The sequence below is a fragment of the Deltaproteobacteria bacterium genome, assembly GCA_020848745.1.
GTDB lineage: Bacteria > Desulfobacterota > Binatia > UTPRO1 > UTPRO1 > UTPRO1.
In genome coordinates this window covers 1-25,345 of record JADLHM010000109.1, presented here as the reverse complement: position 1 = coordinate 25,345, position 25,345 = coordinate 1, and the positions used below count along the sequence as shown (strand labels likewise).

General features: G+C 70.4%; 28 protein-coding genes. 15 read left to right on the top strand and 13 right to left on the bottom strand.

Going from position 1 to position 25,345, the window contains the following annotated elements:
• The 3 genes from IT293_16185 to IT293_16175 all read right to left on the bottom strand — a co-directional run.
• A partial coding sequence (locus IT293_16185) for an argininosuccinate synthase (protein ID MCC6766199.1) occupies positions 1-1,206 on the bottom strand: 1,206 nt, incomplete at its 3' end.
• Complete coding sequence (gene argF / locus IT293_16180) at positions 1,203-2,123, bottom strand: ornithine carbamoyltransferase (protein MCC6766198.1); 921 nt, start codon at positions 2,121-2,123, stop codon at positions 1,203-1,205. The genes argF and IT293_16185, both read right to left, overlap by 4 nt.
• On the bottom strand, positions 2,120-3,304 hold the full coding sequence (locus tag IT293_16175; GenBank protein ID MCC6766197.1) for an aspartate aminotransferase family protein: 1,185 nt from the start codon (positions 3,302-3,304) through the stop codon (positions 2,120-2,122). The genes argF and IT293_16175 overlap by 4 nt, the downstream gene beginning before the upstream one ends.
• A 299-nt stretch (positions 3,305-3,603) precedes the next feature.
• On the opposite strand from IT293_16175, the gene IT293_16170 reads away from it, so the two are divergent.
• From IT293_16170 to IT293_16135, 8 genes are all read left to right on the top strand, one after another.
• Complete coding sequence (locus tag IT293_16170) at positions 3,604-4,380, top strand: isoprenylcysteine carboxylmethyltransferase family protein (protein MCC6766196.1); 777 nt, start codon at positions 3,604-3,606, stop codon at positions 4,378-4,380.
• Positions 4,377-5,090, top strand: a complete 714-nt coding sequence (locus tag IT293_16165; protein ID MCC6766195.1) for an enoyl-CoA hydratase/isomerase family protein — start codon at positions 4,377-4,379, stop codon at positions 5,088-5,090. The genes IT293_16170 and IT293_16165 overlap by 4 nt, the downstream gene beginning before the upstream one ends.
• Before the next feature lie 39 nt (positions 5,091-5,129).
• Positions 5,130-5,702 carry a Uma2 family endonuclease gene (locus IT293_16160; protein MCC6766194.1) on the top strand — a complete coding sequence of 191 codons (573 nt, stop codon included), beginning with the start codon at positions 5,130-5,132 and terminating at the stop codon, positions 5,700-5,702.
• A gap of 362 nt (positions 5,703-6,064) precedes the next feature.
• The gene (locus IT293_16155) at positions 6,065-6,313 is read left to right on the top strand and encodes an acyl carrier protein (GenBank protein MCC6766193.1); all 249 of its coding nucleotides are present in this window, start codon (positions 6,065-6,067) and stop codon (positions 6,311-6,313) included.
• Positions 6,310-7,347, top strand: coding sequence for a hypothetical protein (locus tag IT293_16150; protein ID MCC6766192.1), 1,038 nt, complete (start codon positions 6,310-6,312; stop codon positions 7,345-7,347). The genes IT293_16155 and IT293_16150 overlap by 4 nt, the downstream gene beginning before the upstream one ends.
• Before the next feature lie 18 nt (positions 7,348-7,365).
• Positions 7,366-8,286, top strand: coding sequence for an ACP S-malonyltransferase (locus IT293_16145; GenBank protein MCC6766191.1), 921 nt, complete (start codon positions 7,366-7,368; stop codon positions 8,284-8,286).
• Positions 8,287-8,293: 7 nt separating this feature from the next.
• The gene (asnB, locus tag IT293_16140) at positions 8,294-10,306 is read left to right on the top strand and encodes an asparagine synthase (glutamine-hydrolyzing) (GenBank protein ID MCC6766190.1); all 2,013 of its coding nucleotides are present in this window, start codon (positions 8,294-8,296) and stop codon (positions 10,304-10,306) included.
• Positions 10,303-11,319 carry a hypothetical protein gene (locus tag IT293_16135; protein MCC6766189.1) on the top strand — a complete coding sequence of 339 codons (1,017 nt, stop codon included), beginning with the start codon at positions 10,303-10,305 and terminating at the stop codon, positions 11,317-11,319. Before asnB ends, IT293_16135 begins: the two co-directional genes overlap by 4 nt.
• A gap of 45 nt (positions 11,320-11,364) precedes the next feature.
• On the opposite strand, the gene argB is transcribed toward IT293_16135, so the two are convergent.
• From argB to hslV, 3 genes are read right to left on the bottom strand one after another with little or no spacing between them, the layout of a single operon-like run.
• Positions 11,365-12,261: an acetylglutamate kinase gene (argB, locus tag IT293_16130; GenBank protein ID MCC6766188.1), complete on the bottom strand. Its 897-nt coding sequence runs from the start codon at positions 12,259-12,261 to the stop codon at positions 11,365-11,367.
• Between the two features lie 19 nt (positions 12,262-12,280).
• On the bottom strand, positions 12,281-13,651 hold the full coding sequence (gene hslU / locus IT293_16125) for an ATP-dependent protease ATPase subunit HslU (protein MCC6766187.1): 1,371 nt from the start codon (positions 13,649-13,651) through the stop codon (positions 12,281-12,283).
• Entirely contained in the window at positions 13,648-14,190 is a 543-nt protein-coding gene (hslV, locus tag IT293_16120; GenBank protein MCC6766186.1) for an ATP-dependent protease subunit HslV, read from the bottom strand. Before hslV ends, hslU begins: the two co-directional genes overlap by 4 nt.
• A 205-nt stretch (positions 14,191-14,395) precedes the next feature.
• Here hslV and IT293_16115 point away from each other — a divergent pair, with 205 nt between their 5' ends.
• Genes IT293_16115 through IT293_16105 form a run of 3 tightly spaced genes read left to right on the top strand, consistent with a single transcriptional unit; the run spans position 14,396 to position 16,944 of the window.
• On the top strand, positions 14,396-15,070 hold the full coding sequence (locus IT293_16115; GenBank protein MCC6766185.1) for a glutathione S-transferase: 675 nt from the start codon (positions 14,396-14,398) through the stop codon (positions 15,068-15,070).
• 20 nt (positions 15,071-15,090) lie between these two features.
• The gene (locus tag IT293_16110) at positions 15,091-15,852 is read left to right on the top strand and encodes a class I SAM-dependent methyltransferase (protein ID MCC6766184.1); all 762 of its coding nucleotides are present in this window, start codon (positions 15,091-15,093) and stop codon (positions 15,850-15,852) included.
• A gap of 9 nt (positions 15,853-15,861) precedes the next feature.
• The gene (locus IT293_16105; GenBank protein MCC6766183.1) at positions 15,862-16,944 is read left to right on the top strand and encodes a phosphotransferase; all 1,083 of its coding nucleotides are present in this window, start codon (positions 15,862-15,864) and stop codon (positions 16,942-16,944) included.
• 7 nt (positions 16,945-16,951) lie between these two features.
• On the opposite strand, the gene IT293_16100 is transcribed toward IT293_16105, so the two are convergent.
• From IT293_16100 to IT293_16085, 4 genes are all read right to left on the bottom strand, one after another.
• A complete protein-coding gene (locus tag IT293_16100) occupies positions 16,952-17,818 on the bottom strand; it encodes an SDR family oxidoreductase (protein MCC6766182.1) in 867 nt (288 codons plus the stop codon).
• 285 nt (positions 17,819-18,103) lie between these two features.
• Positions 18,104-18,541 carry a type II toxin-antitoxin system VapC family toxin gene (locus IT293_16095; GenBank protein MCC6766181.1) on the bottom strand — a complete coding sequence of 146 codons (438 nt, stop codon included), beginning with the start codon at positions 18,539-18,541 and terminating at the stop codon, positions 18,104-18,106.
• Entirely contained in the window at positions 18,528-18,791 is a 264-nt protein-coding gene (locus tag IT293_16090; GenBank protein MCC6766180.1) for a CopG family transcriptional regulator, read from the bottom strand. The genes IT293_16095 and IT293_16090 overlap by 14 nt, the downstream gene beginning before the upstream one ends.
• Positions 18,792-18,873: 82 nt before the next feature.
• A complete protein-coding gene (locus IT293_16085; protein ID MCC6766179.1) occupies positions 18,874-19,779 on the bottom strand; it encodes a tyrosine recombinase XerC in 906 nt (301 codons plus the stop codon).
• Positions 19,780-19,877: 98 nt separating this feature from the next.
• On the opposite strand from IT293_16085, the gene IT293_16080 reads away from it, so the two are divergent.
• From IT293_16080 to IT293_16065, 4 genes are read left to right on the top strand one after another with little or no spacing between them, the layout of a single operon-like run.
• A complete protein-coding gene (locus IT293_16080; protein ID MCC6766178.1) occupies positions 19,878-20,633 on the top strand; it encodes an alpha/beta fold hydrolase in 756 nt (251 codons plus the stop codon).
• Positions 20,630-20,914, top strand: coding sequence for a hypothetical protein (locus tag IT293_16075; protein MCC6766177.1), 285 nt, complete (start codon positions 20,630-20,632; stop codon positions 20,912-20,914). The genes IT293_16080 and IT293_16075 overlap by 4 nt, the downstream gene beginning before the upstream one ends.
• A 17-nt stretch (positions 20,915-20,931) precedes the next feature.
• Positions 20,932-22,977: an AsmA family protein gene (locus IT293_16070; GenBank protein ID MCC6766176.1), complete on the top strand. Its 2,046-nt coding sequence runs from the start codon at positions 20,932-20,934 to the stop codon at positions 22,975-22,977.
• Positions 22,974-23,228 (top strand): DUF4911 domain-containing protein, encoded by a 255-nt coding sequence (locus tag IT293_16065; protein ID MCC6766175.1) that lies wholly within the window; start codon positions 22,974-22,976, stop codon positions 23,226-23,228. The genes IT293_16070 and IT293_16065 overlap by 4 nt, the downstream gene beginning before the upstream one ends.
• Here IT293_16065 and IT293_16060 read toward each other — a convergent pair.
• The 3 genes from IT293_16060 to IT293_16050 form a co-directional block, all read right to left on the bottom strand.
• Positions 23,206-24,240, bottom strand: coding sequence for an alcohol dehydrogenase catalytic domain-containing protein (locus IT293_16060; protein MCC6766174.1), 1,035 nt, complete (start codon positions 24,238-24,240; stop codon positions 23,206-23,208). The genes IT293_16065 and IT293_16060 overlap by 23 nt on opposite strands.
• A gap of 17 nt (positions 24,241-24,257) precedes the next feature.
• Positions 24,258-25,013, bottom strand: a complete 756-nt coding sequence (gene tatC, locus IT293_16055) for a twin-arginine translocase subunit TatC (GenBank protein ID MCC6766173.1) — start codon at positions 25,011-25,013, stop codon at positions 24,258-24,260.
• A 66-nt stretch (positions 25,014-25,079) separates the two neighbouring features.
• Positions 25,080-25,345: twin-arginine translocase TatA/TatE family subunit (locus tag IT293_16050; protein MCC6766172.1), on the bottom strand; the 266-nt coding region annotated here is incomplete at its 5' end.

Genomic DNA, 25,345 nt, shown 5'->3' with positions numbered 1-25,345 from the left:
TCCTCGCGCCGCGACGAGCGCCTGGATGCGGAGCCGGAGCGCGGAGAGGCGGATGAAGCCCTCCGCGTCGGCCTGGTTGTAGACGCCGCCCGCTTCGAAGCTCGCGATCGACGGGTCGTAGAGCGACCGGGCGGCCTTGCGGCCGGCGACCGTCACGCTGCCCTTGTAGAGCTTCAAGCGCGCGGAGCCGTTCACGAGCTTCTGCGATTCGTCGATCGCGGTCTGCAGCATGCGGCGCTCGGGCGTGAACCAGTAGCCGTAGTAGATCATCTCGGCGTAGCGCGGCACGAGGCCGTCCCGGATGTGCATCACCTCGCGGTCGAGGGTCAGCGACTCGACGGCGCGGTGCGCCGCCAGCATGAGCGTCCCGCCCGGCGTCTCGTAGACGCCGCGCGACTTCATGCCCACGTAGCGGTTCTCGACGAGGTCGAGACGTCCGACGCCGTGTCGGCCACCGATCTGGTTCAGCTGCGCGAGCAGCGCCGCGGGCGAAAGGCGCTCGCCGTTCACCGCCACCGGGTCGCCCGCCTCGTAGTCGATCTCCACGTACTCCGGCTGATCGGGCGCCTTCGTCGGATCCGTCGTCAGGAGAAACATGTCGGCGTACGGCTCCAGCCACGGGTCCTCGAGGATGCCGCCCTCGAAGCTGATGTGGAGGAGGTTGCGGTCGGAGCTGTAGGGCTTCTCGCGCGTGACCGGCACGGGGATCCTGTGCTTCTCGGCGTAGGCGATCATCGCGGTGCGGGAATCGAGGTCCCAGATGCGCCACGGCGCGATCACCCGGATGCCGGGCTCGAGCGCGTAGTAGGTGAGCTCGAAGCGGACCTGGTCGTTGCCCTTGCCGGTGGCGCCGTGAGCGACGGCGTCGGCGCCGGTCTGGCGCGCGATCTCGATCTGGCGCTTCGCGATGAGCGGGCGCGCGATCGACGTGCCGAGGAGGTAGCCCGCCTCGTAGACCGCGTTCGCGCGCATCATCGGGAACACGAAGTCGCGCGCGAACTCCTCGCGGAGATCATCGACCACGACCTTCGACGCGCCGGTCGCGAGGCCGCGCTCCTCGATCGTGGCGATCTCGTCGGCCTGGCCGAGATCGGCGCAGAAGGCCACGACCTCGCATCCGTACTGCTCGATCAGCCAGCGCAGGATGACGGACGTATCGAGCCCGCCGCTGTACGCCAGCACTATCTTCTTGACGTTCTCGGTCATTTGCCGCTCTCCCGGGCGAGCCAGGCCATCAGGGCCTTCTGGAGGTGCAGGCGATTCTCCGCCTGGTCGAAGACGACCGACTGGCGGCCCTCGATCACGGCGTCCGTGATCTCCTCGCCGCGATGGGCGGGCAGGCAATGCATCACCAGCGCGTCCTTGGCGGCGTGGCGCAGCACCCCGTCGTCGATCTGGTAGCCGGCGAAGTGGGTGCGGCGCTCGACCGCCTCGTCTTCCTGGCCCATGCTCGTCCAGACATCGGTGTAGAGGACGTCGGCGCTGCGGACGGCGTCGGAGACGGACCGGGTGATCTCGATGCGGGCGCCGCGCGCGCGGCACTCCGCGAGGATCTCGACGTTCGGCTCGTAGCCCGCCGGGCAGGCGAGCGCGAACGTGAAGGGGAAGACCGCCGCCGCCTCCATCCAGGAGTGTACGAGGTTGTTGCCGTCGCCGACGAACACCACGCGCAGGTCGTCGAGCTTCCGGCGGTGTTCGACCAGCGTGAAGAGGTCGGCGAGCACCTGGCAGGGGTGGTGCAGGTCGGTGAGGCCATTGATGACGGGAACCTTCGCGTGCCCGGCGAGCTCGACGAGCACGTCATGGCTGAACGTGCGCGCGACGATCATGTCGACGACGCGCGCCAGATTGCGCGCGACGTCGGCGACGGTCTCGCGCTCGCCGAGGCGGATGTCCCACGGCGCGAGATAGATCGCGTGGCCGCCGAGCTGGAACATGCCCGCCTCGAAGCTGACGCGCGTTCGCAGGCTCGGCTTCTCGAAGATCATGGCGAGCGTTCTGCCGGCGAGGAGCGGCCGCGGCTTGCCGGAGCGCAGCGCCGTCTTGATCTCGGTCGCCAGGGCGAAGAGCGCCGCGCACTCGTCGCGCGTGAGATCGACGAGGCGGAGGAGGTCACGCTTCATGCCGAGAGTACCTCTTCGACGATCGCCAGCGCCTGGTCGATCTCGTTTTCGGTGATGACGAGCGGCGGCAGGAACCGGAGCACCGTGTCCGCCGTGCAGTTGAGGAGCACGCCGCGCTCGAGGCACTTCGCCACCAGCGGCGCGCCCGGCTCCGAGAGCAGCATGCCCTGGATGAAGCCGGCGCCCCGCACGCCCTTCACCTTCGGCGAGCGTGCCGCGATGCGGTCGAGGCCGGCGCGGAAGTGCACCGCTCGCTGCCGGACGCCGGGCAGAAACTCGGGTGCGGTCATGATCTCGAGGGTCCGCACCGCGGCGGCCGCCGCGACCGCGTTGCCGCCGAAGGTCGAGCCGTGCGCGCCGGCGCCGAACGCCGCGGCGATGTCGGCGCGCGCGAGGCAAGCACCGATCGGGATGCCGCTCGCGAGCGCCTTCGCGAGCGTCATGACGTCGGGAACGACGCCGAGCTGCTCGTAGGCGAAGAGCGTCCCGGTCCGCCCCATGCCGACCTGGATCTCGTCGAGCATCAAGAGAATGCCGCGCTCGTCGCAGAGCTTGCGAGCGCCGACGAGATACTCCGGGCTCGGCACGACGACGCCGCCTTCCCCGAGGATCGGCTCCAGAAGGAGCGCGGCGGTGGTGTCGGTGAGCGCGCGGTCGAGCGCGCCGAGGTCGTCGAAGGGCACGTAGCGGAAGCCGCCGGGAAGCGGCTGGAAGCCGACCCGGATCTTTTCCTGTCCCGTCGCGGTGAGGGTCGCGAGCGTCCGGCCGTGGAAGGAGCCGAGCGCGGTCACGATCTCGAAGCGCTGGCCGCCGTTCGCGTGGCCCCAGCGGCGTGCGAGCTTGATCGCCGCCTCGTTGGCCTCGGCGCCGCTGTTGCAGAGGAACACCCTGTCCGCGAACGAGCGCTCGCAGAGCAACTCGGCGAGGCGCATCTGGGGCTCGCAGTAATGGAGGTTCGAGACGTGGAAGATCTTCGCGGTCTGCGCGTTGATCGCCTCCGCGACGGCCCTTGGCGCGTGCCCGAGATTCGCGACCGCGAGGCACGCGAAGAGGTCGAGATACTCCTTCCCGTCGGCGTCCCAGAGGCGCGCTCCGTCGCCACGAACGAACGCCACCGGGGCCCGGAGGTAGGTGGCCATCAGATGACGATCGGTGCGCGTGACGATGTCCTGGCTGCTCATGGCGCGATCGCTGGGAAAGGGGCCGATACTCTGCGCAACGCGTGAGAATGTCAACAAAACAGGGCCCAGCGGCGCGCGTTCGCCGCGTCGATTTTCGGCATGAGCCTACGGAGGGGGTGCCGTACCACTCGACGAATCCGGTTCCGTCGGGCGCCGGCGGGGCAGTCCGAGGAGTCGTTCCGAACCTTTCCTCCATGCGTTGACGGTGGCACTGGCATTTGCGAGACGATGGGTCTCTCGATCGCGGGCCGGCGCGCCCACCGTAGAAGCAGGCTGACGTCATGACGACGCGATCCTCGATGGAGACGCACGAGACGGGCGGCGGCGTCGCTCGCGCTCTGATACTGGCGTACGGGGTGGGTACGTATCTCTTCTTCTTCTGCACGTTTCTCTATCTGATCGGGTTCGTCGGGAACTGGGTCGTCCCGAAAGGCATCGATGATGGGCCGCCCGCTTCGTCGACGGGCACGGCCATCGCCATCAACATCGTGCTCCTCGGGATCTTCGCCCTGCAGCACACCATCATGGCGCGCCCGGCGTTCAAGCAAGTCTGGACACGCTGGGTGCCGTGGCACAGCGAACGCACGACGTTCGTCTTCCTCACGACGGTGATCCTCGCCTTCATGGCATGGCAATGGCGTCCGCTCCCCGTGTCAGTCTGGCGGATCGAGAACGCCTTCGCGGCGGCGCTGCTCGTCGGCATCTCCCTTGCCGGATGGGGTATCGTGCTCGTCTCGACGTTCCTCATCGACCACTTCGAGCTCTTCGGTCTCACGCAGTCCGTCTCGTATGCGCTCGGACGGCCGCTCGTGCATCCCACGTTCAAGGAACGCCTCTTCTACAAGTGGGTACGGCATCCGCTGATGCTGGGCTTCTTGATCGCGTTCTGGGCAACGCCGGCCATGAGCCAGGGACATCTCCTCTTCGCGATCGTGACGACCGCCTACATCCTCGTCGCTCTCCAGATCGAGGAGCGCACGCTGGTCCACCTGCACGGCGAGCAGTATCGCGACTACCAGAGGCGCGTGTCGATGCTGCTGCCGTTTGTTGGGCGGGGACGCACCGGCCGACGATGACCACGCCCGCCGACCTTTCGCTCGCCCGCCGCGACGGCTACGCCGTCCTCACCCTCGACCGCGGCGCCAAGCGGAACGCGCTCACCTTCGCCATGCGCCGCGGTTTCGCGGAGCTGCTCGCGACGATCGCCGCCGACGACGGGCTCGCGTGCGTCGTGATCGCCGGCGCGCCGCCCGACTTCTGCGCCGGCATGGATGTGAGCCGCTTCGGCGGCGACGCGGCGAACCGGCGCGAGATCGTCGAGTCGTCGACGCGCATGTTCGACGCGCTCGCGAGCTTCCCGAAGCCGCTCGTCGCGGCGGTCGAGGGGCGCGCCCTCGGCGGCGGGCTCGCGCTCCTGCTCGCGTGCGACGTGCGGATCGCCGGACGGGGAGCGCAGCTCGGGATGCCGGAGGTGAAGTTCGGGGCGGCGGGCGGCTTCGCCGCGCTGCGCGCGGCGGTTGGCGACGGTATGGCGCGCATGCTCGCGCTCACCGGGCGGACGATCGGCGCTGAGGAGGCGTTCCGCCTCGGTCTCCTCGCCGAGCTCGTCGACGACGGCGCGACGCTCGCGCGTGCGGAAGCGGTCGCCGCCGAGCTCGCGGCGCTGCCGCGACGCGGCCTGCTCCTGCAGACCGAGATCGTCCGTGCCAGCGCCGGAAAGACGCTCGCCGAGGGGCTCGCGTACGAGCAGGCCGTCTTCCGCAGGATCGTGCTGGGCTCCGAGTAGCTCTTTCTCGGTGCTGCCGGAGCCGCTAGCGTACCCGCCATGACCCCCGGGACCCCCGCCGCGGCGCCGTACACTGCCGCGCGCTTCTTCGCGCTCGTCGACGAAGGCGTGCTCTGCCCGGACGATCGGGTGGAGCTCCTCGAGGGGGTCATCGTCTCCATGTCGCCGCAGAATCCGCGGCACGCGTCGGCGGTTCGTCGCGTGGCCGAAGCGCTACGTACCGTAGTGGGGGAGGGCGTGGTCGTGAGCGTCCAGCTCCCCTTGGTGGTGAGTGAGCGTTCCGTTCCCGAGCCCGACGTTGCGATCGTTCCCGGCGTCGCGCCGGACTACGACACCGCCCACCCGACGACGGCGTTGCTCGTGGTCGAGGTCGCGGACACCTCGCTCATGGAGGATCGCCTCACCAAGGCGGCGATCTACGCCGCCGCCGGAATCCCCGCGTACTGGATCGTGAACCTGCGCGACGACGTCGTGGAGACGTTCGGGGATCCCGATACCGGAACGCGCCGATACGGGCGGCAGGCGCGTCGCGGTCGCGGCCAGCGGCTCGAGCATCCGATCTTCCACGGTGCGACCGTCGCCGTGGACGACGTGCTTCCGGGACGCGGCTGAAGCCCGCGAATCGCCATCGCCGGCGCCGGCTCCGGCTGGTATCCCGCCGATTTCGTTCTTGACGGGCCGGAGACGCCCTAGTAGCCATCGGGCAGTCGGTCCGTCCTCCCCTCCGTTTTTCGTGCAGTCATGCGAGGCTCTCTCCGAGCCGCGCCGCTTTGCACGATCCGCCTCTCCGCGGGCCGGACGATGATAGCCGCTATGGACCCCTACGCAGCGACCCCCGCGACCCTGCGCTCGACCCCGCCAATCGCGCTCGTGCACGCGCTCCGTTCGCCGTGCGTCGCGGCGTCGGTGCGCTTTCACGGCGGCCGGAGGACTGGCTCCGTGGCATGTTTCTTGGACCAATGGGACCCGCACACATGGACGACAAGATCCGGCAATATCTCGCTGAAACCCTCCTGATCGAGTTCGGCGACGACGGCTCCGCGGTGAGCGAGGAGGCGAACCTCTTCGAGTCCGGCCTCATCGATTCCTTCGGCTTCGTGCAGCTCGTCGCGTTCCTCGAGAAGACCTTCGACATCAAGATCAGCGACGAGGAAGTGCTCTCCGACGCGCTCTCCTCGTTCGCGAAGATCCGCTCCTTCGTGGAGACCAAGGTCGCGCCATGAGCGCCGGCGCGGCTGCCGATCTCCGGCTCTGCACGCGCTGCGTGCTGCCGTCGACGTTTCCGGGCATCTCGTTCGACGCGCACGGCCTCTGCAGCATGTGTCAGGACGCGCCGCCCGCGCCCGAGTTCGAGAAGATTCGCGGTGAGCTCCGCCGGAAGCTCGCGTCGGTCTTCGACGACAACCGCGGCAAGGCGGAATATGACGTCATCGTCGCGTTCAGTGGCGGCAAGGACTCGTCGTACACGCTGATGACGCTGACCCGGACCTACGGGCTCAAGTGCCTCGCCGTCACCATCGACAACGGCTTCATCGCCGAGCAGGCGCAGAAGAATCTTCGCGCCGTGACCTCGTCGCTCGGGATCGACTTCCTGCTCTTCACGCCGGCGCCCGTCTTCATGAACCACCTCTACAAGACGAGCGCTACGACGCCGGTACACACCAAGGCCGCGCTCACGCGCGCATCGAGCATGTGCAACTCGTGCATCAATCTCATCAACAACCACATGGTGAAGCTCGCGCTCGAGAAGTCGGTGCCGATCATCGCCGGCGGCTACATCGGCGGACAGGTGCCGAAGGACTCGGTCATCATGGTGATGGACCTCGACGTCCAGGCGCGGTTCCGGTCGGAGGCGATCAAGCGCTACCTGAAGCACTTCGGTCCCGACGCCGAGGGCTACTTCGGGATCAGCGACGCGCTCGTCGCGCGGAGCCCGCTCCGCAAGATCAACATCGTGAACCCGATGCTCGCCTTCGGGGTCTCCGAGGAGCGGATCATCGAGGAGATCTCGACGCTCGGCTGGCGGAAGACCGCCGACACCGGCAGCAACTCGACCAACTGCCTGCTGAACGACCTCGGCATCGCCGTCCACTACAAGCAGCACCGGTACAATCCCTACGTCAACGAGATCGCCGAACAGGTGCGGACCGGCCTCATGTCGCGCGAGGAGGCGATCCACAAGGTCCAGGACATCCCGGACTTCGCGCGCGTCGAGCGCCAGGCGCGCGCGATCGGCCTCGATTGGAGCGACGTCTGACGGCGGTCCGCGCAGCCCATGTCGACCGCCGGCAGTGAGCCGCTCGCCCTGCTGTTCCCCGGACAGGGCGCGCACGACGTGAAGATGCTCGACGGGGTGCGGGAGCACTCCGCGTTCCCCGGCCGCTACGCGCTCGTCGCCGACGCCCTCGGCGGCTCGCCCCTCGACGCGATCGCCGCGGGGAACGTCGCCTACCTCAATCAGAACCGGGTGACGGCGCTGCTGACGCTGCTCGTGAGCTCGATCTCGCTCGACCTCTTCCGCGAGCGGACCGGACGCCGGGCCGATTTCCTGTCGGGCTACAGCGTCGGGCAGTGGACGGCGCTCTACGCGGCAGGCGCGGTGTCCTTCGAGCAGCTCGTCGCGATCGTCGCGCAACGCTCGGCGCTCATGGACGCGTGCTTCGCCGACGTCCCGGGCGCGATGCTCGCGGTCATCGGCCTCAAGGCGGACGTGCTCGAGAACCTCTGCGACGGGCTCCGCGCCGAGAGCCACCGCGTATGGGTCAGCAACTACAACTGCGTCGGACAATACACGCTCGCGGGCACCGAGGAGGCGGTGACGCGCGCCGAGGACGCGCTCGCGGCGCTGAAGCCCAAGAAGGTCGCGCGCGTGCCCGTGAGCGGCGCGTGGCACACCCCGCTCCTCGGCGCCGCGCACGCGGGGTTCGCCGGGTACCTGGCCGCGGTCGCGCTCGCCCCCGCCGAGGTGCCGATCGTCGACAACGTGACCGGCGCGTGGCTTCCCGCCGAGCGGCCCGCCCTCGATCGGCAGCTAGCCCGTCACCTCGATCACCCGGTACTCTGGGAGCAGGGCATGCGGGCGCTGCTGGCTGCGGGCGCCAAGCGCTTCGTCGAGATCGGCTACGGCAACGTCCTCACCAAGTTCGGCTTCTTCATCGATCGTTCCGTCGAGCACCAGGCCTTCTACGTGAGCTGACCGGATCATGTGCGGCATCGTCGGGTACTTCCACGAGACTGACGACGCGGCGGCCCGCTTCGACGCCGCGCGCGCGCCGGGCGTGCTCGAATCACGCGGGCCGCGCGTGCTCGAATCGATGCTCGCGCTCATGTCCCACCGGGGGCCGGACGAGGCCGGTTACTACCACGACGCGCGCACCGGCTTCGGCACGGCGCGGCTTTCGATCATCGACCTTTCGACCGGCCAGCAGCCGATCCCCGACGCGGCCAAGCGCTTCTGGATCGCGTACAATGGCGAGCTCTACAACTACAAAGAGCTGCGCGCGGAGCTGGCAGCGCTCGGCCACGCGTTCCAGTCGACCTCCGACACCGAGGTCCTGCTGCACGCCTACATGCAGTGGGGGGTCGACGCGCTGCCGCGGTTGAACGCCGCCTACGCCTGCGCCATCTACGACCGAGAGCGCGAGGAGCTCCTGCTCGCGCGCGACCGCTACGGGAAGCGGCCGCTCTTCTACACGGAGGTCGAGGGCACGCTGGTGTTCGCCTCGGAAATGAAGAGCTTCCTCGCGTTCCCGGGCGCGAAGTTCGAGCTCGACGAGGCGCAGCTCGCGTCGATCTTCACCGTCTGGACCCCGCTCCCGCACCAGAGCGGTTTCGTCGGCATCCACCAGATCCCGAACGGCTGGTATCTGAGGCAGCGCGGTGCGGCGCGCACGCTCGCGCCCTATACGACCCTCGATTGGCCGCCGGAGGGCCGCTTCACGGGCTCGCCCGAGGAAGCCATCGAGCGCACCCGCGGCATCCTCTCGGACGCCGTCCGCCTGCGCCTGCGGAGCGACGTCGAAGTCGCAACGTACCTTTCGGGCGGGCTCGACTCCGCGATCACGACCCAGCTCGCGCTCGCCAACGGGCTCTCGCGGGTGCACTCGTTCTCGATCACCTTCGACGACAAGGAGTTCGACGAGTCGTCGGATCAGCTCGAGCTGTCGCGCTACCTCGGCACGAACCACACGGCGCTGCCGGTCCAGCACGGCGATATCGCGCGCGCCTTCCCGGCCGCGATCTGGCACGGAGAGGTGCCGGTCTTCCGGACGGCGTTCGTGCCGATGTTCCTCCTCTCGAAGCTCGTCAACGAGAAGGGCATCAAGGTCGTGCTGACGGGCGAGGGCTCCGACGAGAGCTTCCTCGGCTACGACATCTTCAAGGAGGCGATCCTCCGCGAGGGCTTCGACCCCGAGCGCGATGCCGAGAAGCTCCGCCGCCTCTACCCGTACCTGCCGCACTTCAACGACGCGAACACGAAGGCGCTGGCCTCGGTCTTCGGGCAGTTCGCCCGCGAGAAGACGCCGGGCCTGTTCTCCCACGAGCTGCGCTTCCACAACTCGCTCTTCGGTCTCCGGCTGCTCAAGCAGCCGCGCGACGGCCTCGCGGATCTGAAACGGTACGTCGCCGACAACGATCCCGTCTTCGGGCGCCTCGGTCTCGTGGAGCGCGCGCAGTGGCTCGAATGGAAGACGCTGCTGCCGGGCTACCTGCTCTCGACGCAGGGGGACCGGATGAGCATGGCCCACAGCGTCGAGGGGCGCTGCCCCTTCCTCGACTTCCGCGTCGTCGAGTGGGCGGCGCGCCTGCCGCAGGATCTCAAGCTCGGACCGAACATGGACGAGAAATGGATCCTGAAGCGGGCGTTTCCCGACACGCTGCCGCCGAGCATCCTGAAGAAGCCGAAGCAGCCGTATCGGGCCCCGGATCTCTCCGCGTTCCTCGGCTCCGCCGACGCCGACTACACCGAGGCGCTCTTCTCCGAGCGGGAGCTCGCGAAGCTGCCGTTCTTGAACGCCGCCTTCTGCCAGCAGTTCCTGAAGAAGGTGCGGAGCGCCCCCGCCGGCGGCATCAGCCAGCGCGAGAACCAGGCATTCATCCTGCTCCTCTCGACCGCCCTCCTGCACCGCTACTTCGTACAAGGCGCGCACCCGCGGCGAGCGGTGAAGCTGAACCTCGTTCGCGCGGTCGACGGCAGGACGCTGTCCTCGGCATGAAGCTCGAAGCACTCCGTCCCGAGCGTTACGAGGATTTCTACCGCTTCAACGAGGAGATCTTCCCGACCCGCGTGTCGGTGCCGGCGCGCTTCCGCTTCCAGATCGTCGACAATCCGCTGCTCGACGCGAAGGAGGCGCCGGACGTCACGCTCGTCGCGGAGGACGACGGCACCATCCTCGGGCAGGTGATCCTGCAGCCGATCGAGTTCCATCACGACGGGACGCGGGCGCGCGCCTTCATGGGCGTCGACCTGTTCGTGAAGGAACAGGCGCGCAACACCCGTGCCGGCGGCGCGCTCGCGTTCAAGATCGTGCGCGCCTACAGCCCGTTCTTCTGCGTGACGATCAGCGAGGCGGCCGAGAAGGTATTCGGCGCGATCGGCATCCGGACCGTCGGCACGATGCGGAAGCTCCTGTGGGTGCGCGGCGTGCGCGGGCTCGTCGGGCTCGCGCGGGCGGCGCTCGGCGGGAGGGCCCGCGTGCGGCCGGTCGTCGCGCCCGCGGCGCTCGCGGTCGGGGACCGGCGCTTCACGAAGGCGGCCGCCGCCGACGTCGCGCGCGTCACGCAGCGGCCCTGGCCCGACGGCCGGCTCGAGCTCGACCGCTCGCCCGCGTTCCTCGCCTGGCGGTTCTTCGGCGTGTCCGACGTCTACGTGACCTATATCCTCGACGGCGATCCGAGCTGCTTCTTCGTGGTGCGCGCGGCCACCCGCCGCGGCCTGTCGGTGCTGTCGCTCGTCGACTACCGCACCGCGCCGGAGCGCCCCGAGGCCTTCGAGGCGATCGTGCGCGCGGTGAAGCGGCTCGCGCGGCTCGGCGGCTTCGACGGGGTCGCGACGGCGAGCTCGGTCGCGGCGTTCGACGCGGCGCTGAAGCGCGCCTGGTTCTTCGAGATCGGCTCGCCGGTGCCCGTGCTCGCGAACCTCTCCTGGGACCCGAAGAGCCTCTTCGTGACGATGGCCGACGCCGACAGCGATCTCAGGTTCGACGAGGCCGGGCCGATCTTCGGCTGATCCGCGGCGCTACGCGTGGACCGCCGCGCGCACGGAGCCCCCGGGTCAGGCCTTGCGGATGCGGCCCACCGCACGCCGCTTCGCCGCGGCGCTGCGCACGACCTCGGTTCCGACGCCCTCGGTCGTGAAGATCTCGAGCAGCACGGCGTGCTTCACGCGCCCGTCGATGATGTGGGTCTTCGCGACGCCGCCCGCGAGCGCGTCGATGCAGCACTCGACCTTGGGGATCATCCCCGAGGTGATGGTGCCCTCGGCGATCAGTTGCTTGGCCTCGTCGCTCGCCATCGTCGAGATGAGATGCCCGTCCTTGTCCTGGATGCCGGCGACATCGGTGAGGAGCATCAACTTCTCGGCGTGGAGCGCCGCCGCGACCTTGCCGGCGACGAGGTCGGCGTTGATGTTGTAGGTGGCGCCGTCGAGCCCGACGCCGACCGGCGCGATCACCGGGATGAAGTCCGCGGCGTCGAGCGATTCGATCACCCGCGGGTTCACGCCCACCACCTCCCCGACGAGGCCGATGTCCTGGCTCTCGACCAGCATCTTCTGCGCGACGATGAGCTCTCCGTCCTTGCCGGAGAGGCCGACCGCGCGCCCGCCGTGGCGGTTCATGAGGCCGACGATCTCCTTGTTGGTGGAGCCGACGAGGACCATCTCGACCACCTTCATCGTCTGCTCGTCGGTGACGCGCATGCCGCGCACGAACCTCGACTCGACGCCCATCGTCTCGAGCATCGAGTTGATCTGCGGCCCGCCGCCGTGGACGATCACCGGATTCATCCCGACGTACTTGAGCAGCACGACGTCCTGTGCGAACGACTCCTTGAGCTCGTCGTTCGCCATCGCGTGGCCGCCGTACTTGATGACGATGGTCTTGCCGAAGAAACGCCGCAGATAGGGCAGGGCCTCGAGCAGCACCTCGGCCTTCGCGATGTTGTCCCTCATGGCGTCGCCTTCTTATCAGCTACAGGATGTAGCGCGAGAGATCCTCGTTGCCGAGGATCGCGTCGAGCTTGGCGCGCACCGTTGCGGCGTCGATCGTCACCTCGCGGCTGCCGAGCTCCGGGGCGTCGAAGGAGAGCTCTTCCAGGAGCTTCTCGAGGACGGTGTGGAGGCGGCGCGCGCCGATGTTCTCGGTGCGTTCGTTCACCGCGGCGGCGATGCGGGCGATCTCGTCGATGGCTTCGTCGGCGAGCGTGAGGCGCACGTTCTCGGTCGCCATGAGCGCGACGTACTGCTTCACGAGGGCGTTCTTCGGCTCGGTGAGGATGCGGACGAAGTCGGCGCGGGTGAGCGGGTCGAGCTCGACGCGGATCGGGAAGCGCCCCTGGAACTCGGGGATCAGGTCGGACGGCTTCGAGATGTGGAAGGCGCCCGACGCGACGAAGAGGATGTGGTCGGTCCGCACCATCCCGTGCTTGGTGTTGACCGTGGATCCCTCGACGATCGGCAGGAGGTCGCGCTGGACGCCCTGGCGCGAGACGTCCGGGCCGTGCACGCCTTCGCGGCCGGCGATCTTGTCGATCTCGTCGAGGAACACGATGCCGGACTGCTCCACGCGCCGGACCGCCTCGCGCGTGACGAGCTCCATGTCGACGAGGCGGTTCGCCTCCTCGGCGGTCAGCACCTCGAGCGCCTCGGGCACCGCGACGCGCGTCTTCTTGGTCTTCTTCGGCAGGATGTTCGAGAAGAGCTCCTTCACGTTGAGCTCCATGTCCTCGAGCCCCTGGGGCGTGAGGATCTCGACCATCGGCGACGCGCTCTTGGTCACCTCGAGCTCGACCATGCGGTCGTCGAGCTTGCCTTCGCGGAGCCAGCGGCGGAACGTCTCGCGGCTGGCGCTCGGCGACGCGGGGCCCTCGGCGCCGCCCGTCGGCGTCGGGCCGGACGGCAGCAGCAGGTCGAGCAGGCGCTCCTCGGCGACCTCGCGCGCGCGCCGGGCGACCTTGTCCTTTTCCTCCGCTTTCACCATGCCGATGGCGAGGTCGACGAGGTCGCGGATGATCGACTCGACGTCGCGGCCGACGTAACCGACCTCGGTGAACTTCGACGCCTCGACCTTCAGGAAGGGGGCGTTGGCGAGCTTCGCGAGGCGGCGCGAGATCTCGGTCTTCCCGACGCCGGTCGGGCCGATCATGATGATGTTTTTCGGCGCGATCTCGTCGCGCAGGTCCTCGGGCACCTGCTGGCGCCGCCAGCGGTTGCGGAGCGCGATCGCGACCGCGCGCTTCGCGGCGCGCTGCCCGACGATGTAGCGATCGAGCTCCGACACGATCTCGCGCGGCGTCATCGTGTGCGGCGGCGGGTCGACCGCCTTCGGCTGGTGCACGATCATTCCGGCAGCTCCTCGAGGACCAGGTGGTCGTTCGTGTAGACGCAGATCTTCGCCGCGATGCGCATGGCGGCCTCGGCGATCGCGCGCGCGTCGAGGGTCGTGTGCTCCGCGAGCGCCTTCGCGGCCGCGAGCGCGTAGTTGCCGCCCGAGCCGATCGCGATGATGCCGTCGTCGGGCTCGACGACGTCGCCGCTGCCGGAGATGAGGAGCGTCGACTCGGCGTCCGCGACCACGAGAAGCGCCTCCAGCCGCCGCAGCATGCGGTCGGTGCGCCAGTCCTTCGCGAGCTCGACCGCGGCGCGGCGCAGGTTGCCGTTCACCGCCTCGAGCTTCTGCTCGAACTTCTCGAAGAGCGTGAAGGCGTCCGCGGTGGCGCCGGCGAAGCCGGCGAGGACGCGGCCCTGGTAGAGGCGGCGCACCTTGCGGGCGTGGTGCTTCATGACGGTCTGCCCGAGCGATACCTGGCCGTCGCCCGCGACGACGAGCTTGCCTCCGGAGCGGACCGCCAGGATCGTCGTGGCGTGGAAGGCGTCGGACACGCGGGGACACTAGCCGTCGACGCCGATCGTGTAAACGCGGTTTTCGGCGCGGCGGCGAGTCGAGATCCGGCTCGTCTGCGGCTTCGATCGGACGATGTGTCGCGAGCCGGGCCTCGGAGAACCGGCGGTGATCCTGCGGGCGCATCGACCCGTGCGCTGCTCCTCCGAGTGGCGTTCGTTCCGGGGCTCGGGTAAGCGAGGCCGCATGATCGTCGTCCACCATCTCGAGAACTCGCGCTCGCAACGCGTTCTCTGGCTGCTCGAAGAGCTCGGTCTTCCGTACGAGGTGAAGCGCTACGCGCGCAACAAGGAGACGATGCTCGCGCCGCCCGAGCTCCGGGCCGTGCACCCGCTCGGGAAGTCGCCCGTCGTCACCGACGGGGGCGCCACCGTCGCCGAGTCGGGTGCGATCATGGAGTACCTGGTCGACCGCTACGGCGGCGGCCGCCTGATTCCGCCTGCCGGGACGCCGGAGCGCCTGCGCTATACGTACTGGCTGCACTACGCGGAAGGCTCGGCGATGCCGCCGCTCCTCTTGATGCTGGTGTTCAACCGCGTCGAGACGGCGCCGATGCCGTTCTTCGTGAGGCCGATCGCGCGCGGCATCGCCGGCAAGGTGAAGAGCACCTTCATCGAGCCGCAGCTGAAGCTGCATTTCGATTACCTGGAGCACGAGCTCGGAACGTCGACCTGGTTCGCGGGGGACGAGATGACGGCGGCCGACGTCCAGATGAGCTTTCCGGTCGAGGCGGCCGCCGCGCGCGCCGATCTCGGCGTCTCGGGGCGGCCGCGGCTCGCGGCGTTCCTGCAGCGCATTCACGCGCGTCCGGCGTACCAGGCGGCGCTCGCGAAGGGCGGCCCGTACGCGCTGGTGCGCTGAGCGCGGCGGCGAAGCGCGCGATGAGCATCGAGATCACCGATACGGCCGCCGCGATCGCCCGCGTGCGCTCGTGGGAGAGTCAGCTCCCCGAGGACCAACGGCTCTTCGAGGACCCGTATGCCCATCTTTTCGGCGGCGGCGCGGCGGCCGACGAAGCCGTCCAGCTCCTCCTGTCGGTGCCGATTTTTCGCGATCACGTCCGGCTTCGCACGCGTTTCATCGACGACGCCGTGCGCGCGGCGCTCGCGGCCGGGACCAAGCAGATCGTGAATCTCGGGGTCGGCTTCGATTGCCGGACGCTCCGCCTCGCCGAGATCGCGCAGCAGGGCGCGCAGGTGTTCGAGGTCGATCTGGCCGAACAGCTCGAGCGGAAGCGATCGATCCTCGCCGCCGCGGACATTCCGCTGCCGCCGTATGCGCACCTCGTCGCGGCCGACCTCGCGACCGACTTCGAGGATGGGCTCACGCACGATCTCGCCGCCGCGGGGTACGAGCGCGCCGCGCCGGCCGTGATCGTGTGGGAGGGGGTGCTCGGTTACCTCGACGACGTCGCGTGCGACCGCACCCTGCGATGGATCGCGGGCATCAGCGCCGAGGGTTCGCGGCTCGTCTTCAACTACCCCGTGTCGCGCTTCGGTCCCGAAGAACTCCTGCCGCGCATCCGTGCGGCGGGCCTCGTGTGGCTCGACGACACGTCGCTCGCCGACGTGTACGGTCGCTACCTCCCCGGCGAGCCGCCCGACGGCGGCGACTTGTACCGTTTCGCGGTCGCCTGGCGGTAGCCGGCGCGGATGACCGACCGATCGTCCCTCGCGATCCCCGCGCGCCTCGGCGACGTGACCCCCGCCTGGATGACGCGCGTCCTCGCGCCGCACGTCCCCGGCGCCCTGGTCGAGCGGGTCACGCTCGCCGGGGTCACGGACGGCACGACCGCCCGTGCGATCGTGCGGCTCGAAGGGCGCGGCGCGCTCCCGCCGTCGCTCTTCTTGAAGCTCGCGCCGCGCGATCGCTGGACGCGGGTCTTCGTCGGCGCGCTCGGGCTCGGACAGACGGAGGTCGCGTTCTATCGCCAGGCGCGCGCCGGGCTCGCCGCGCGCGCTCCGCGGGTCTACCATGCGGCCGCGGCGCGCTGGGGGCCGGGCTTCGCGCTCCTCCTGGAGGACCTCCGGGTCCGCGGATGTCGGTTCGGCGACGTCACGACGGCGCTCTCGATGCCGGAGGCCGAGGCGGTGATGCGGGCGTTCGCGAGCCTGCACGGTGGATGGTGGGAGCACCCCAGCTTCGAGGCCGGCCTGGTGCGGCTCGCGGCCGACGCGCGCGCCTTGCGGTTCCGCGTCGGGCGGGTCCTCTCGCGTCTCGCCTGGCGGCCCGCGCTCGCGCGCCACGGCGACTGCGTGCCGACGCCGCTCCATGGCGCGGCCGGGGAGGTGAGCCGGCGGCGCCTCGCGCTCGAGGCCGCGTGGGCACGGCCGCCGCGCACGCTGATCCACGGCGACGCCCACCTCGGCAATCTGTACTTCGACGGGGACGAGGTCGGCCTCCTGGATTGGCAGGTCAGCCAGCGCGGGCAGGGCATGCGCGACGTGGCCTACTTCCTCGCGAACTCGGTGCCGGTGGAGGTCCGACGCGCCCGCGAGGCCGCGCTCCTCGAAGTCTATCTGGAGGCGCTCGCGGCGTCAGGCGGTCCGCGCGTCCCGCTCGCCCACGCGTGGGAGCAGTATCGTCTCCACGTCCTCTACGCGTGGATCGCGGCGCTCGTCACCGCCGCCGCGACGAGCCTCCAGCACGAGGCGGTCGTCCGCGCCGCGCTCGAGCGGACGAGCGCCGCCGTCCTCGACCTCGACGCGCTCGGGGCGATGCGCGCCCTTGCATGAGATCTGCTCAGACCTCCGTGCCGAGCATCTTCTTCACCTGCTCCTCGCTCAGGCCGATGAGGGACCAGCCCTCGACGGCCGCCGACTCGTCCCACGCCTGGCGGGGACCGACGGTGAGGCCGCCGTCGACGGCGAGGAACTGGCCGGTGACGAAGCGGGAGAGGTCGCTCGCGAAGTAGGCGACCGCGTAGCCGATGTCCTCGGGCGAGCCGGCGACGCGGATCGGCTGGAAGCCGTGGGCGCGCTCCCCGATGTCACGCGCTCGGCGGTCCGCGTCGGCGATCGATTCGCCGAGCGCACGCCCGAAGATGGCCGTCGGGATGAGGCCGGGGCAGATCGCGTTCACCCGGATGGCGTGCTTCGCGAGCGCCGCCGCCGCCACCCGCGAGAGATGCACGACGGCGCCCTTCGCGACCGAGTACGCGAAGGGACCGTAGCCGGCCTGCAGGCCGGCGATGCTCGCCGTGTTGACGATCGACCCGCCGCCGCGGGCGATCATCGACGGCACGGCATACTTGATGCCGAGGACGACGCTTTCCACGAGCAGCTTCTGCGCACGTTGAAAGATCGCGAGGTCCATGGGATCGGAGTCGAGCGGCTCGGACGTGCCCGCGTTGTTGAAGACGACGTCGATGCCTCCGAAGCGCTCGACGACGCGGCCGAAGGCCGCCGCCATCTCGGTCTCGGACGTGACGTCGGCGTGGACGTAGAGCGCGCCGTCGCCGAACTCCTCCGCGAGCGCGCGGCCCTTGTCGTCCTGGACGTCGACGCACGCGACGCGCGCGCCGGCGCGGTGCAGTACCTTCACCGTGCCGCGTCCGATGCCGCTGCAGCCGCCGGTGACGACGGCAACCTTGCCCTTCAAGTCGATCATGCGGGAAGTTCTCCTTCTCCAGGTTCCGCGCGCTCGCGCGGCGGAGGTTCCGAGCACGTTCCTAGCCCGCATTTCTCACCAGGTCCACGTCGCGAGAGCGTCCAGCGTGCGCCAGATCGGGCCGAACGGAGCGCCGAGCGACGCAGGCGGACTGGACAGTCCGTTGAGGAGCGCGGCGCGAGTACGGCCCGAGGTGGCGTGCGATTGACGCTCGCAGCAGGGACCTGGTGAGAAATGCGGGCTAGCACCGGCGACTCCGCTCGATCCAGCTTCACGTACGTGGCTTCACTGACGTGGCTGGAGCGGATGCGTCCATCGCAGGTCCGTGAATCGCGAGAAGTCCGCGTCGCACGTCGCGAGCGTACAGCCGTGCTCGATCGCGAGCGCCGCGAGATAGGCGTCGGCGACGAGCTTGCCCCGCGCGGCCGCGTCCTCGACGAGACGGGTGAACACCGTCCACGTTCCCGCTCCCGGAGCCAGCAGCCGGCACCCGCGACGGCGTCGCAGGCGATCGACGAACGCGACCGCGACGGTCGGGTCGGTTGCGGGGCGCCAGATACGCGGATTGGTCACGATGCGGACGAATCCGGAACACACCAGGTCGGAGAGGCCGAAAGGCTCCGAGCCGGTGGCGACCTTCGTCAGCCATGCTGCATAGCGACCATGATCGGGCGACTCGACCCGGTGCGCGTACACCAGCACGTTGACGTCAGGCGCCAGCATCGATCTTTCGTGGCCCCGGCCGAACGTCATCGTTCTCCAACGCCGCCGCCATCTCGGCCGGGGTCGGCGCGTACCCGCCCGGCTCTCCGCAGGTGACGAGCTCGAAGGGCTCATCGTCGGCGTGCGCGCGCCGGGCCAGGTGGGCGCTGACGGCTTCTCGCACCAGCTGACTCAGGGTTTGGCCCTGGCGGGCGGCGCGCCGCTTGGCGCGCTCCAGCAGTGGAGCATCGAGGTCGATCGTGGTGCGCACCCGACGAGGGTAGCTCAGTGGCGCATCGAGATGCAACGAATTGATGCATACGCATCTCGGAATGGCGACTCCTGGCCGCCGCTCAGGCGCGCGGGAACGTCTTGTCGTAGACCTCGGCGAGGCGCGCGAAGTCGACGTGCGTGTAGCGCTGCGTCGTCGAGAGGCTCGCGTGGCCGAGCAGCTCCTGGATGGCGCGGAGGTCGGCGCCGCCGTTCAGGAGGTGGGTCGCGAACGAGTGGCGGAAGGCGTGCGGGCTCGCCGCGACCCGCGTGCCGGCGCGTCCTACCCAGCGCGTGACGATGCGGGCGACGCTCCGGACGGTGAGGCGTCCGCCTTGCGCGTTCAGGAAGACGGCGTCGCGGTCGCGTCGGCGCTCGGCAGGCCAGCGGCGTTGGTAGTGGTCGAGGGCGGCGAGGGCGGTCGCGCCGACCGGGACGACCCGCTCCTTGCGCCCCTTGCCGAGGACGCGGACGACCCGGCCCCGCCGGTCGACGTCGGCCCAGTCGAGCCCGACGAGCTCGCTCACGCGGACGCCGGTCGAGTAGAGGAGCTCGAGGATCGCGCGGTCGCGGGCGGTGATCGGTCCGGGGTCGCGGATGCCGTCGAGCACGCGGAACATCTCGTCGACCGTCAGATGCGGGGGCAGGAACTTCTCGCGCTTCGGCGCGGCAAGGGTCGTCGCCGGGTCGTCGCGGCGCTCTCCGGCGCGCGCGCACCAGCGGAAGAAGTGCTTCAGCGCGGCGAGCTTGCGAGCGACCGACGTCTTCCGCGCGGCGCCGGCGAGGCTCGCGAGGTAGGCGCGGACGCCGTGGACGTCGACCTCGGCGAGCGCCCCGCCGCGCGCCGCGAGAAACGCGGCGAGCTGCCGCAGGTCCGATCCGTAGCCCTTGATCGTATGTGCCGACGCGTTCGCTTCGTGGGCGAGATACGCCTCGAAGCGCTCGATCAGTCGCCCGGACGCCTCGTCCGGTGCCGCGTCCCTTCCCATTGCCGCCTCCCCACCGGATACTGTTCGCTCGCGCGCGCCGCATGGTATCAATCGCGACGACGATGCCGCAACGCGAAGCCACGACGGAGCGGGTGACGATGACGAGCCGGCGCGGCGGGCGGCTCGCCGGCGTGCTCCACCTGCCCGCGGGCGTCGCCGACCCCGCCGGCCGGCCGGCCGTCGTGCTCTGCCACGGCATGGAATCGACGAAGGAGGGGACGAAACACCAGGCGCTCGCGACGCAGCTCACCGAGCGCGGCTACGTGTGCCTGCGCTTCGATTTCTCCTATGTGGGCGAGTCGGAGGGCCGTTTCGAGGACATCACGATCAGCGGCGAGGTGGAGGACCTCGGCGGCGTGGTCGACTGGCTCGCGGCCCGTGGCGCGACGTCGTTCGGGCTCGTCGGCTCGAGCCTCGGCGGCACCGTGGCGGTCGTCTTCGCCGGGAGCGATCCACGGGTGCGCGCGCTCGTCACGATCGCGGCCGTCGCGCTGCCGCTCGGGATCGTCGAGCGCATGAGCCCGGCGGCGGTCGAGGCGTGGCGCCGACACGGGCTCCGCAGCGAGAACGGCGAGCGCATCGGGTCGGATTTCCTCGACGATCTCGGCCGCGTCGACGTGCTGGACGCGGCGCGCCGCCTCGCGGCCGCGACGCTCGTCACGCACGGCGCCGACGACCAGGTCGTGCCCGTCGCCGATGCGCACGCGCTCTTCGCCGCGTTGTCCGAGCCGAAGCGGCTCGTCGTCACCCCCGCTTGCGATCATCGGTATTCGGACGCGGCGCACCTCGACGCGCTCATCGACGGGACCGTGGAGTGGATCGTCGCGCATCTGCCGCCGGAGCCCGCGGCATGATCTGCGCGGCCTGCGGTGCCGACCTCGGACGCTGGGAGCGGGTCGGGCGGCGCGACGCGTGCCCGCGCTGCGCGGCCGACCTCCGGGCGTGTCGGCAGTGCCGCTTTTTCGATCCGGCCGTCGCCGACGCTTGTCGCGAGCCCCAGGCGGAGCGCGTCGCCGAGAAGGCGCGCGCCAACTTCTGCGACTACTTCGCTGTGGCCGAGCGTGGCGCGTCGGCGCCGGCGGGCGCCCCGGCGGACGCACGCGCCGCGCTCGATCGTCTTTTCGCGCGCCGCTGAGCGCCCGTGACGCCTGCATGCGGATCCTGACGGCCGGGCTCGGAATCGTGGCGCTGGCGCTCCTCGGCCTCGTCGCGTTCGCGGTGCTGAACCTGCGCGCGCTCGTCGGCGCGCACCAGGGTCGCCTCGTTGCCCGCGTCGAGCGCGCCCTCGGACGCCCGTTCACGGTGGGGGAGGTGTCGCCGTCGTGGTGGCCGCTCGGCGTCCGGCTGCGCGGCGTGACGATCGGCGAGGATCCGACGTTTGGAACGGCGCCCTTCCTGGTCGCCGACGGTGTCGTGATGGGGGTCCGCGCCTGGCCGCTCGTGAGCGGCCGGATCGAGGCGTCCGGCGTCATGCTCGAGGGGCCGCGCGTGAACGTCGTGCGGGGCGCGGACGGCCGGTGGAACCTGCAGAGCCTCGGCGTGTCGACGGCGCGGGAGGGGATCGCGCACGGCAAGCCGAAGGATCGGCGCGTCGCCTTCCGCGTGCCGATCGAATGGGTGGTCGGGGTCGCGCTCAGCCGGGTGCGTGACGGGACGATCACGATCACCGACCACCGCCTCGGCTCGGCCGCGCCGCTCGTGCTCCGCCATGTCTCGGTCCGGGCGATCGACGTACGCGTCGGCGCGAGCGCGCGGATCGGCGTGGAGGCCGCGCTCTTCGCGGCGAACGAGCCGGACGTGCGCCTCGAGCTCCGGGCCGACCGGCTCGGTGAGCAGGACGTCGAGCACACGCCCTTCACGGCGCGCGTCGAGATCGACGACGCCGACCTCTCGGCGCTGTCCGGCCAGATGGGACGGACGCGGTTCGCGAGCGGGCGCCTGCGGCGCGTGACGGTCGATGCCGATGGGACGCTCGCGGATCTCCGCGCGACGCTCGCCGTCGAGACCGCGGACCCGGCGCTCCGCGTCGGCGCGCTGCCGCTCGGCGCGCTCCGGCCGATCGCGCTGGGGGCGCGGATGAGGCGCGCCGGGAAGGTGATCGCCATCGAGGACCTGCGCGTGACGATCGGGACGCTCGCGGTCCGCGGGGAGGGCGAGGCGACGCTCGATCCCTGGCGCGCGTCGCTGACGGTGCGCTCGGAGCGCGAGGGCGCCGCGGAGATCGCGCTCGACGGGTGGACCCTCGCGCTCCGCGCGATGGAAGGCCGGGTCACGATCGAGCCGGCCGGGATCTCGTTCGCGCCGCTCGCCTTGCGGGTCGACGACGTTCCGATGTCGCTGCGCGGCGGCATCACCGGCGTCGACCCTCCGGCGATCGACTTGCGCATCGAGTCGCGTCCGTTCGGAGGCACGCTCGCGGCCGACGTCGCCGTCGACGCGTCCGGCGCGGCGCGCGCGCGCTTCGAGGCGGCGGCGATCGACCTCGGTCCGGCGGCGGCGCGGCTGGCGCCCGAGCTCGCCGGCCGCCTCGAGGGCCGAGGGGGCGGGGCCGCCGCGCTCACGGGACGCCTCGTCGCCGGCGCCCTCGTCGCCGGGTCGCTCGCGGGGAGCGGGACGCTCGGCGTGGTCGACGGGCGGCTCCGCGACGTGAACCTCCCCGACCTCGTCGTGGCGGAGCTGGAGGCGTTGCCGTTCATGCCGACGTTGATTTCGGGCTCGACGCGGGAGCGCTACGGCGAGCTCTTCGGCAGCCACGACACTGTCGTCGAGTCGGCGACGGTGCCGTTCACGATCGCGCGCGGGCGGATGACGACCGAGCACGCCGTCCTCGTGCATCCCGCGTATCAGATAACCGGCGACGGCTGGCTCGACGAGACCCGCACGCTCCGTTTCCGCGGCACGGTGTTGCTCGGGGCGTCGGTGTCGCGGACGCTCCGCGACGACGTCCGTGCGGCCAAATATCTCGCCACCGACGACGGCCGGATTGCGCTGCCGTTCGTGGCGCGCGGACGCCTTGGGATGGTGCGGGTCGAGCCGGATGGGAAGCGGCTGCGCGCGCGCGGGCTCGAGGCGCTGCTCGGCGCGTCGAACGAGGGGCGGCCGTCGCCGGACGCCGACGTCACGCGCGAGGACCGGCGCCGCGACGAGGGGATCGAGGAGCAGATGATCGAACGACTGGAGAAGCTCTTGCGACCATGAGCGACGGCCGCGGCAATCCGGAGACGGTCGAGATCTTCCTCGAGCTGCGGCCCGAAGACATCGTGTTCGTCAAGCACGTGGTCGAGGCGGCCGAGGGGATCGGCGTGCTGCGCACGCTCGACCGCAAACGCGCCGTGATCGTCGTAATGGTCGCGGCCGACATGGAGGCCGACGCGCGCGCAATGCTGGAGTCGTTGCGCGATCAGGTGCCGTGGATCGAGATCCCGCCTACGGGCGCAGCGCTATCTTGATGACGCCGTCGCGCCGGCCGCGGAACAGGTCATAGGCGGCGGGCGTGTCGGCGAGCTTCATCGCGTGGGTGAAGAGGGGCGTGAGGTCGACCTTGCCGTAACGCACGACGTCCATCATCCGGCGCAGGCGGTCCGAGCCGCCCGGACAGAGCGTCGTCACCAAGTGACGGTCGATGAACGTGCCGTCCGTCGGGAGCGCGACCGTGGGGTGCAGGCTGTAGACGCCGACGCTCGAGACGACGCCCCCGAGGCGGGTGACCCGCGCCGCGCTCTCGAGCGTCACCTGCTTGCCGAGCGCTTCGATCGCGACGTCGACGCCCTTGCCGCCCGTGAGTCCGAGGATCTTCCCGACGGCTTCCTCGGGCGCCAGGACCACGTCGGCGCCGAGCCGCTTCGCCATCGCCGCACGCGCCGGGATGCCCTCCACGGCGACGATCAGCCCGGCGCCGCGCGCGCGGGCGGCCGCGGTGACGCACAGGCCGACGGGGCCTTGCGCGAAGATCGCGACGCTGTCGCCGTAGCGGAGGTCGGCGGCCTCGATCGCGCCGAAGGCGGTCGACATGATGTCGCTCGCGAACAGGACGGCTTCGTCGGAGAGGTCGCCGGGCACCTTCGTCATGTTGAGCTCGGCGTTCGGTACGAGGAAGTACTCGCCCTGCGCGCCGAAGAGCAGGTTCATGGGCGAGCCGTAGCGCTCGCAGAGCTGGAGGTGGCCGTCCTGGCAGCGCGCGCAGAGGCCGCAGCCGAAGACGCACGCGGCGACGACGCGATCGCTCTGGCGGAAGCTCGTCACGCCTTCGCCGGCGTCGACGACCTCCCCGACCGCCTCGTGCCCGAGCGGCGTGCCGGCGGGCAGCTCCGGGATGTCGTCGACCATGTGGATGTCGCTGCCGCAGACCGTCGAGAGACGCGTGCGTACCAGCGCCTGGCCGGGGCCGGGGCTCGGCATGTCGAGAGACGTCATGCCGACCTTGCCGACGTCGAGCTTGATGCAGCTCTGGGAGAGGGCCATGGGAGGACTCCTTGGGATCAGGAAGTGGAAGTGGGCGGGGTCGTGTCGTCGTCGGCGGCCGCTGGCTTGGCACGGCCGAAGACGTACGCGACGCCGATGCTCAACACGTAGAGCAGCAGGAGCGGGCCCGCCATCAGCATCTGCGAGGCCACGTCGGGGCCGGGGGTGAGCACGGCCGCGACGATGAAGATGACGACGATCGCGTAGCGCAGGCCGTGGGTCAGCATGCGGTGCGTGATGACCCCGATGCGCGCCAGGAAGAAGGTCACGACCGGCAGCTCGAAGGTGATCCCGAACGCGAGCAGCATGCGCGCCGCGAACGAAAGGTACTCGCTGATGCGGATCTGCGGGGCGACGCCGATGTTGGCGTACTCCTCGAGGAAGAACGCGTAACCGACGGGGAACACGAGGACGTAGCAGAAGACGGCGCCGCTCACGAAGAAGATGGTCGCCGCGAGGACGAAGGGGATGGCGAGGCGGCGCTCCTTCTCCACGAGCCCCGGCGCGACGAATCCCCACCCTTGGTGGAAGATCACGGGGCTCGCGACGAACACGGCCGCGATGAGCGACACCTTGAGGCGCGTGAAGAAGGCCTCGGTGACGCCGGTGCCGATGAGCTGCAGGCGGCTGTCGCCGATCCCGACGAGTGGACGCGTCAGGAGCTCGAAGACCTGGTCGGAATAGAAGTAGCACCCGCCGAACGCGATCGTGACCGCGATCAGGGCGCGCACGACGCGCCAGCGCAGCTCCTCGAGATGCGCCGTGAGGGGCATCGTGGCGTCGTCGCGCGCGTCAGCCACGGGAGTCGGCCTCATCGGGACGGGCGAGTCTGCCCGCGCTCATCCCGCGCTGGGCTCGGGATCGCGCTCGGGCGGCGCGTCGCCCTCTCGGCTGCCGACGGCGACCGTGCCTTCGGCGGGCCTGACCGCCGCCGCGGCCTTCTTCTCGGCGGCGGCGCGGCGCGCGGCGGCTTCGGCTGCGCGCGCTTCCTCTTCGATCGCGCGCTGCGCCTTGCGGAGCTCCTCGTTGACGTCGGAGGTGGCGCGGCGGAACTCGGCGAGGCCCTTGCCGAGCGCCCGGGCGATCTCGGGGAGCCGCTTCGGGC

Excerpts from the sequence above, each read along its gene's own strand:
- hslU (MCC6766187.1), bottom strand. The coding sequence starts at position 13,651 with ATGATCGTGCACCAGCCGAAGGCGGTCGACCCGCCGCCGCACACGATG.
- IT293_16070 (MCC6766176.1), top strand. The coding sequence starts at position 20,932 with ATGCGGATCCTGACGGCCGGGCTCGGAATCGTGGCGCTGGCGCTCCTC.
- IT293_16160 (MCC6766194.1), top strand. The coding sequence starts at position 5,130 with ATGACCCCCGGGACCCCCGCCGCGGCGCCGTACACTGCCGCGCGCTTC.
- IT293_16135 (MCC6766189.1), top strand. The coding sequence starts at position 10,303 with ATGAAGCTCGAAGCACTCCGTCCCGAGCGTTACGAGGATTTCTACCGC.
- IT293_16105 (MCC6766183.1), top strand. The coding sequence starts at position 15,862 with ATGACCGACCGATCGTCCCTCGCGATCCCCGCGCGCCTCGGCGACGTG.
- IT293_16165 (MCC6766195.1), top strand. The coding sequence starts at position 4,377 with ATGACCACGCCCGCCGACCTTTCGCTCGCCCGCCGCGACGGCTACGCC.
- IT293_16170 (MCC6766196.1), top strand. The coding sequence starts at position 3,604 with ATGGAGACGCACGAGACGGGCGGCGGCGTCGCTCGCGCTCTGATACTG.
- IT293_16100 (MCC6766182.1), bottom strand. The coding sequence starts at position 17,818 with ATGATCGACTTGAAGGGCAAGGTTGCCGTCGTCACCGGCGGCTGCAGC.
- IT293_16080 (MCC6766178.1), top strand. The coding sequence starts at position 19,878 with ATGACGAGCCGGCGCGGCGGGCGGCTCGCCGGCGTGCTCCACCTGCCC.
- asnB (MCC6766190.1), top strand. The coding sequence starts at position 8,294 with ATGTGCGGCATCGTCGGGTACTTCCACGAGACTGACGACGCGGCGGCC.
- IT293_16065 (MCC6766175.1), top strand. The coding sequence starts at position 22,974 with ATGAGCGACGGCCGCGGCAATCCGGAGACGGTCGAGATCTTCCTCGAG.
- IT293_16145 (MCC6766191.1), top strand. The coding sequence starts at position 7,366 with ATGTCGACCGCCGGCAGTGAGCCGCTCGCCCTGCTGTTCCCCGGACAG.
- IT293_16060 (MCC6766174.1), bottom strand. The coding sequence starts at position 24,240 with ATGGCCCTCTCCCAGAGCTGCATCAAGCTCGACGTCGGCAAGGTCGGC.
- IT293_16095 (MCC6766181.1), bottom strand. The coding sequence starts at position 18,541 with ATGCTGGCGCCTGACGTCAACGTGCTGGTGTACGCGCACCGGGTCGAG.
- IT293_16175 (MCC6766197.1), bottom strand. The coding sequence starts at position 3,304 with ATGAGCAGCCAGGACATCGTCACGCGCACCGATCGTCATCTGATGGCC.
- IT293_16115 (MCC6766185.1), top strand. The coding sequence starts at position 14,396 with ATGATCGTCGTCCACCATCTCGAGAACTCGCGCTCGCAACGCGTTCTC.
- IT293_16085 (MCC6766179.1), bottom strand. The coding sequence starts at position 19,779 with ATGGGAAGGGACGCGGCACCGGACGAGGCGTCCGGGCGACTGATCGAG.
- IT293_16075 (MCC6766177.1), top strand. The coding sequence starts at position 20,630 with ATGATCTGCGCGGCCTGCGGTGCCGACCTCGGACGCTGGGAGCGGGTC.
- tatC (MCC6766173.1), bottom strand. The coding sequence starts at position 25,013 with ATGCCCCTCACGGCGCATCTCGAGGAGCTGCGCTGGCGCGTCGTGCGC.
- argF (MCC6766198.1), bottom strand. The coding sequence starts at position 2,123 with ATGAAGCGTGACCTCCTCCGCCTCGTCGATCTCACGCGCGACGAGTGC.
- IT293_16155 (MCC6766193.1), top strand. The coding sequence starts at position 6,065 with ATGGACGACAAGATCCGGCAATATCTCGCTGAAACCCTCCTGATCGAG.
- IT293_16150 (MCC6766192.1), top strand. The coding sequence starts at position 6,310 with ATGAGCGCCGGCGCGGCTGCCGATCTCCGGCTCTGCACGCGCTGCGTG.
- argB (MCC6766188.1), bottom strand. The coding sequence starts at position 12,261 with ATGAGGGACAACATCGCGAAGGCCGAGGTGCTGCTCGAGGCCCTGCCC.
- IT293_16110 (MCC6766184.1), top strand. The coding sequence starts at position 15,091 with ATGAGCATCGAGATCACCGATACGGCCGCCGCGATCGCCCGCGTGCGC.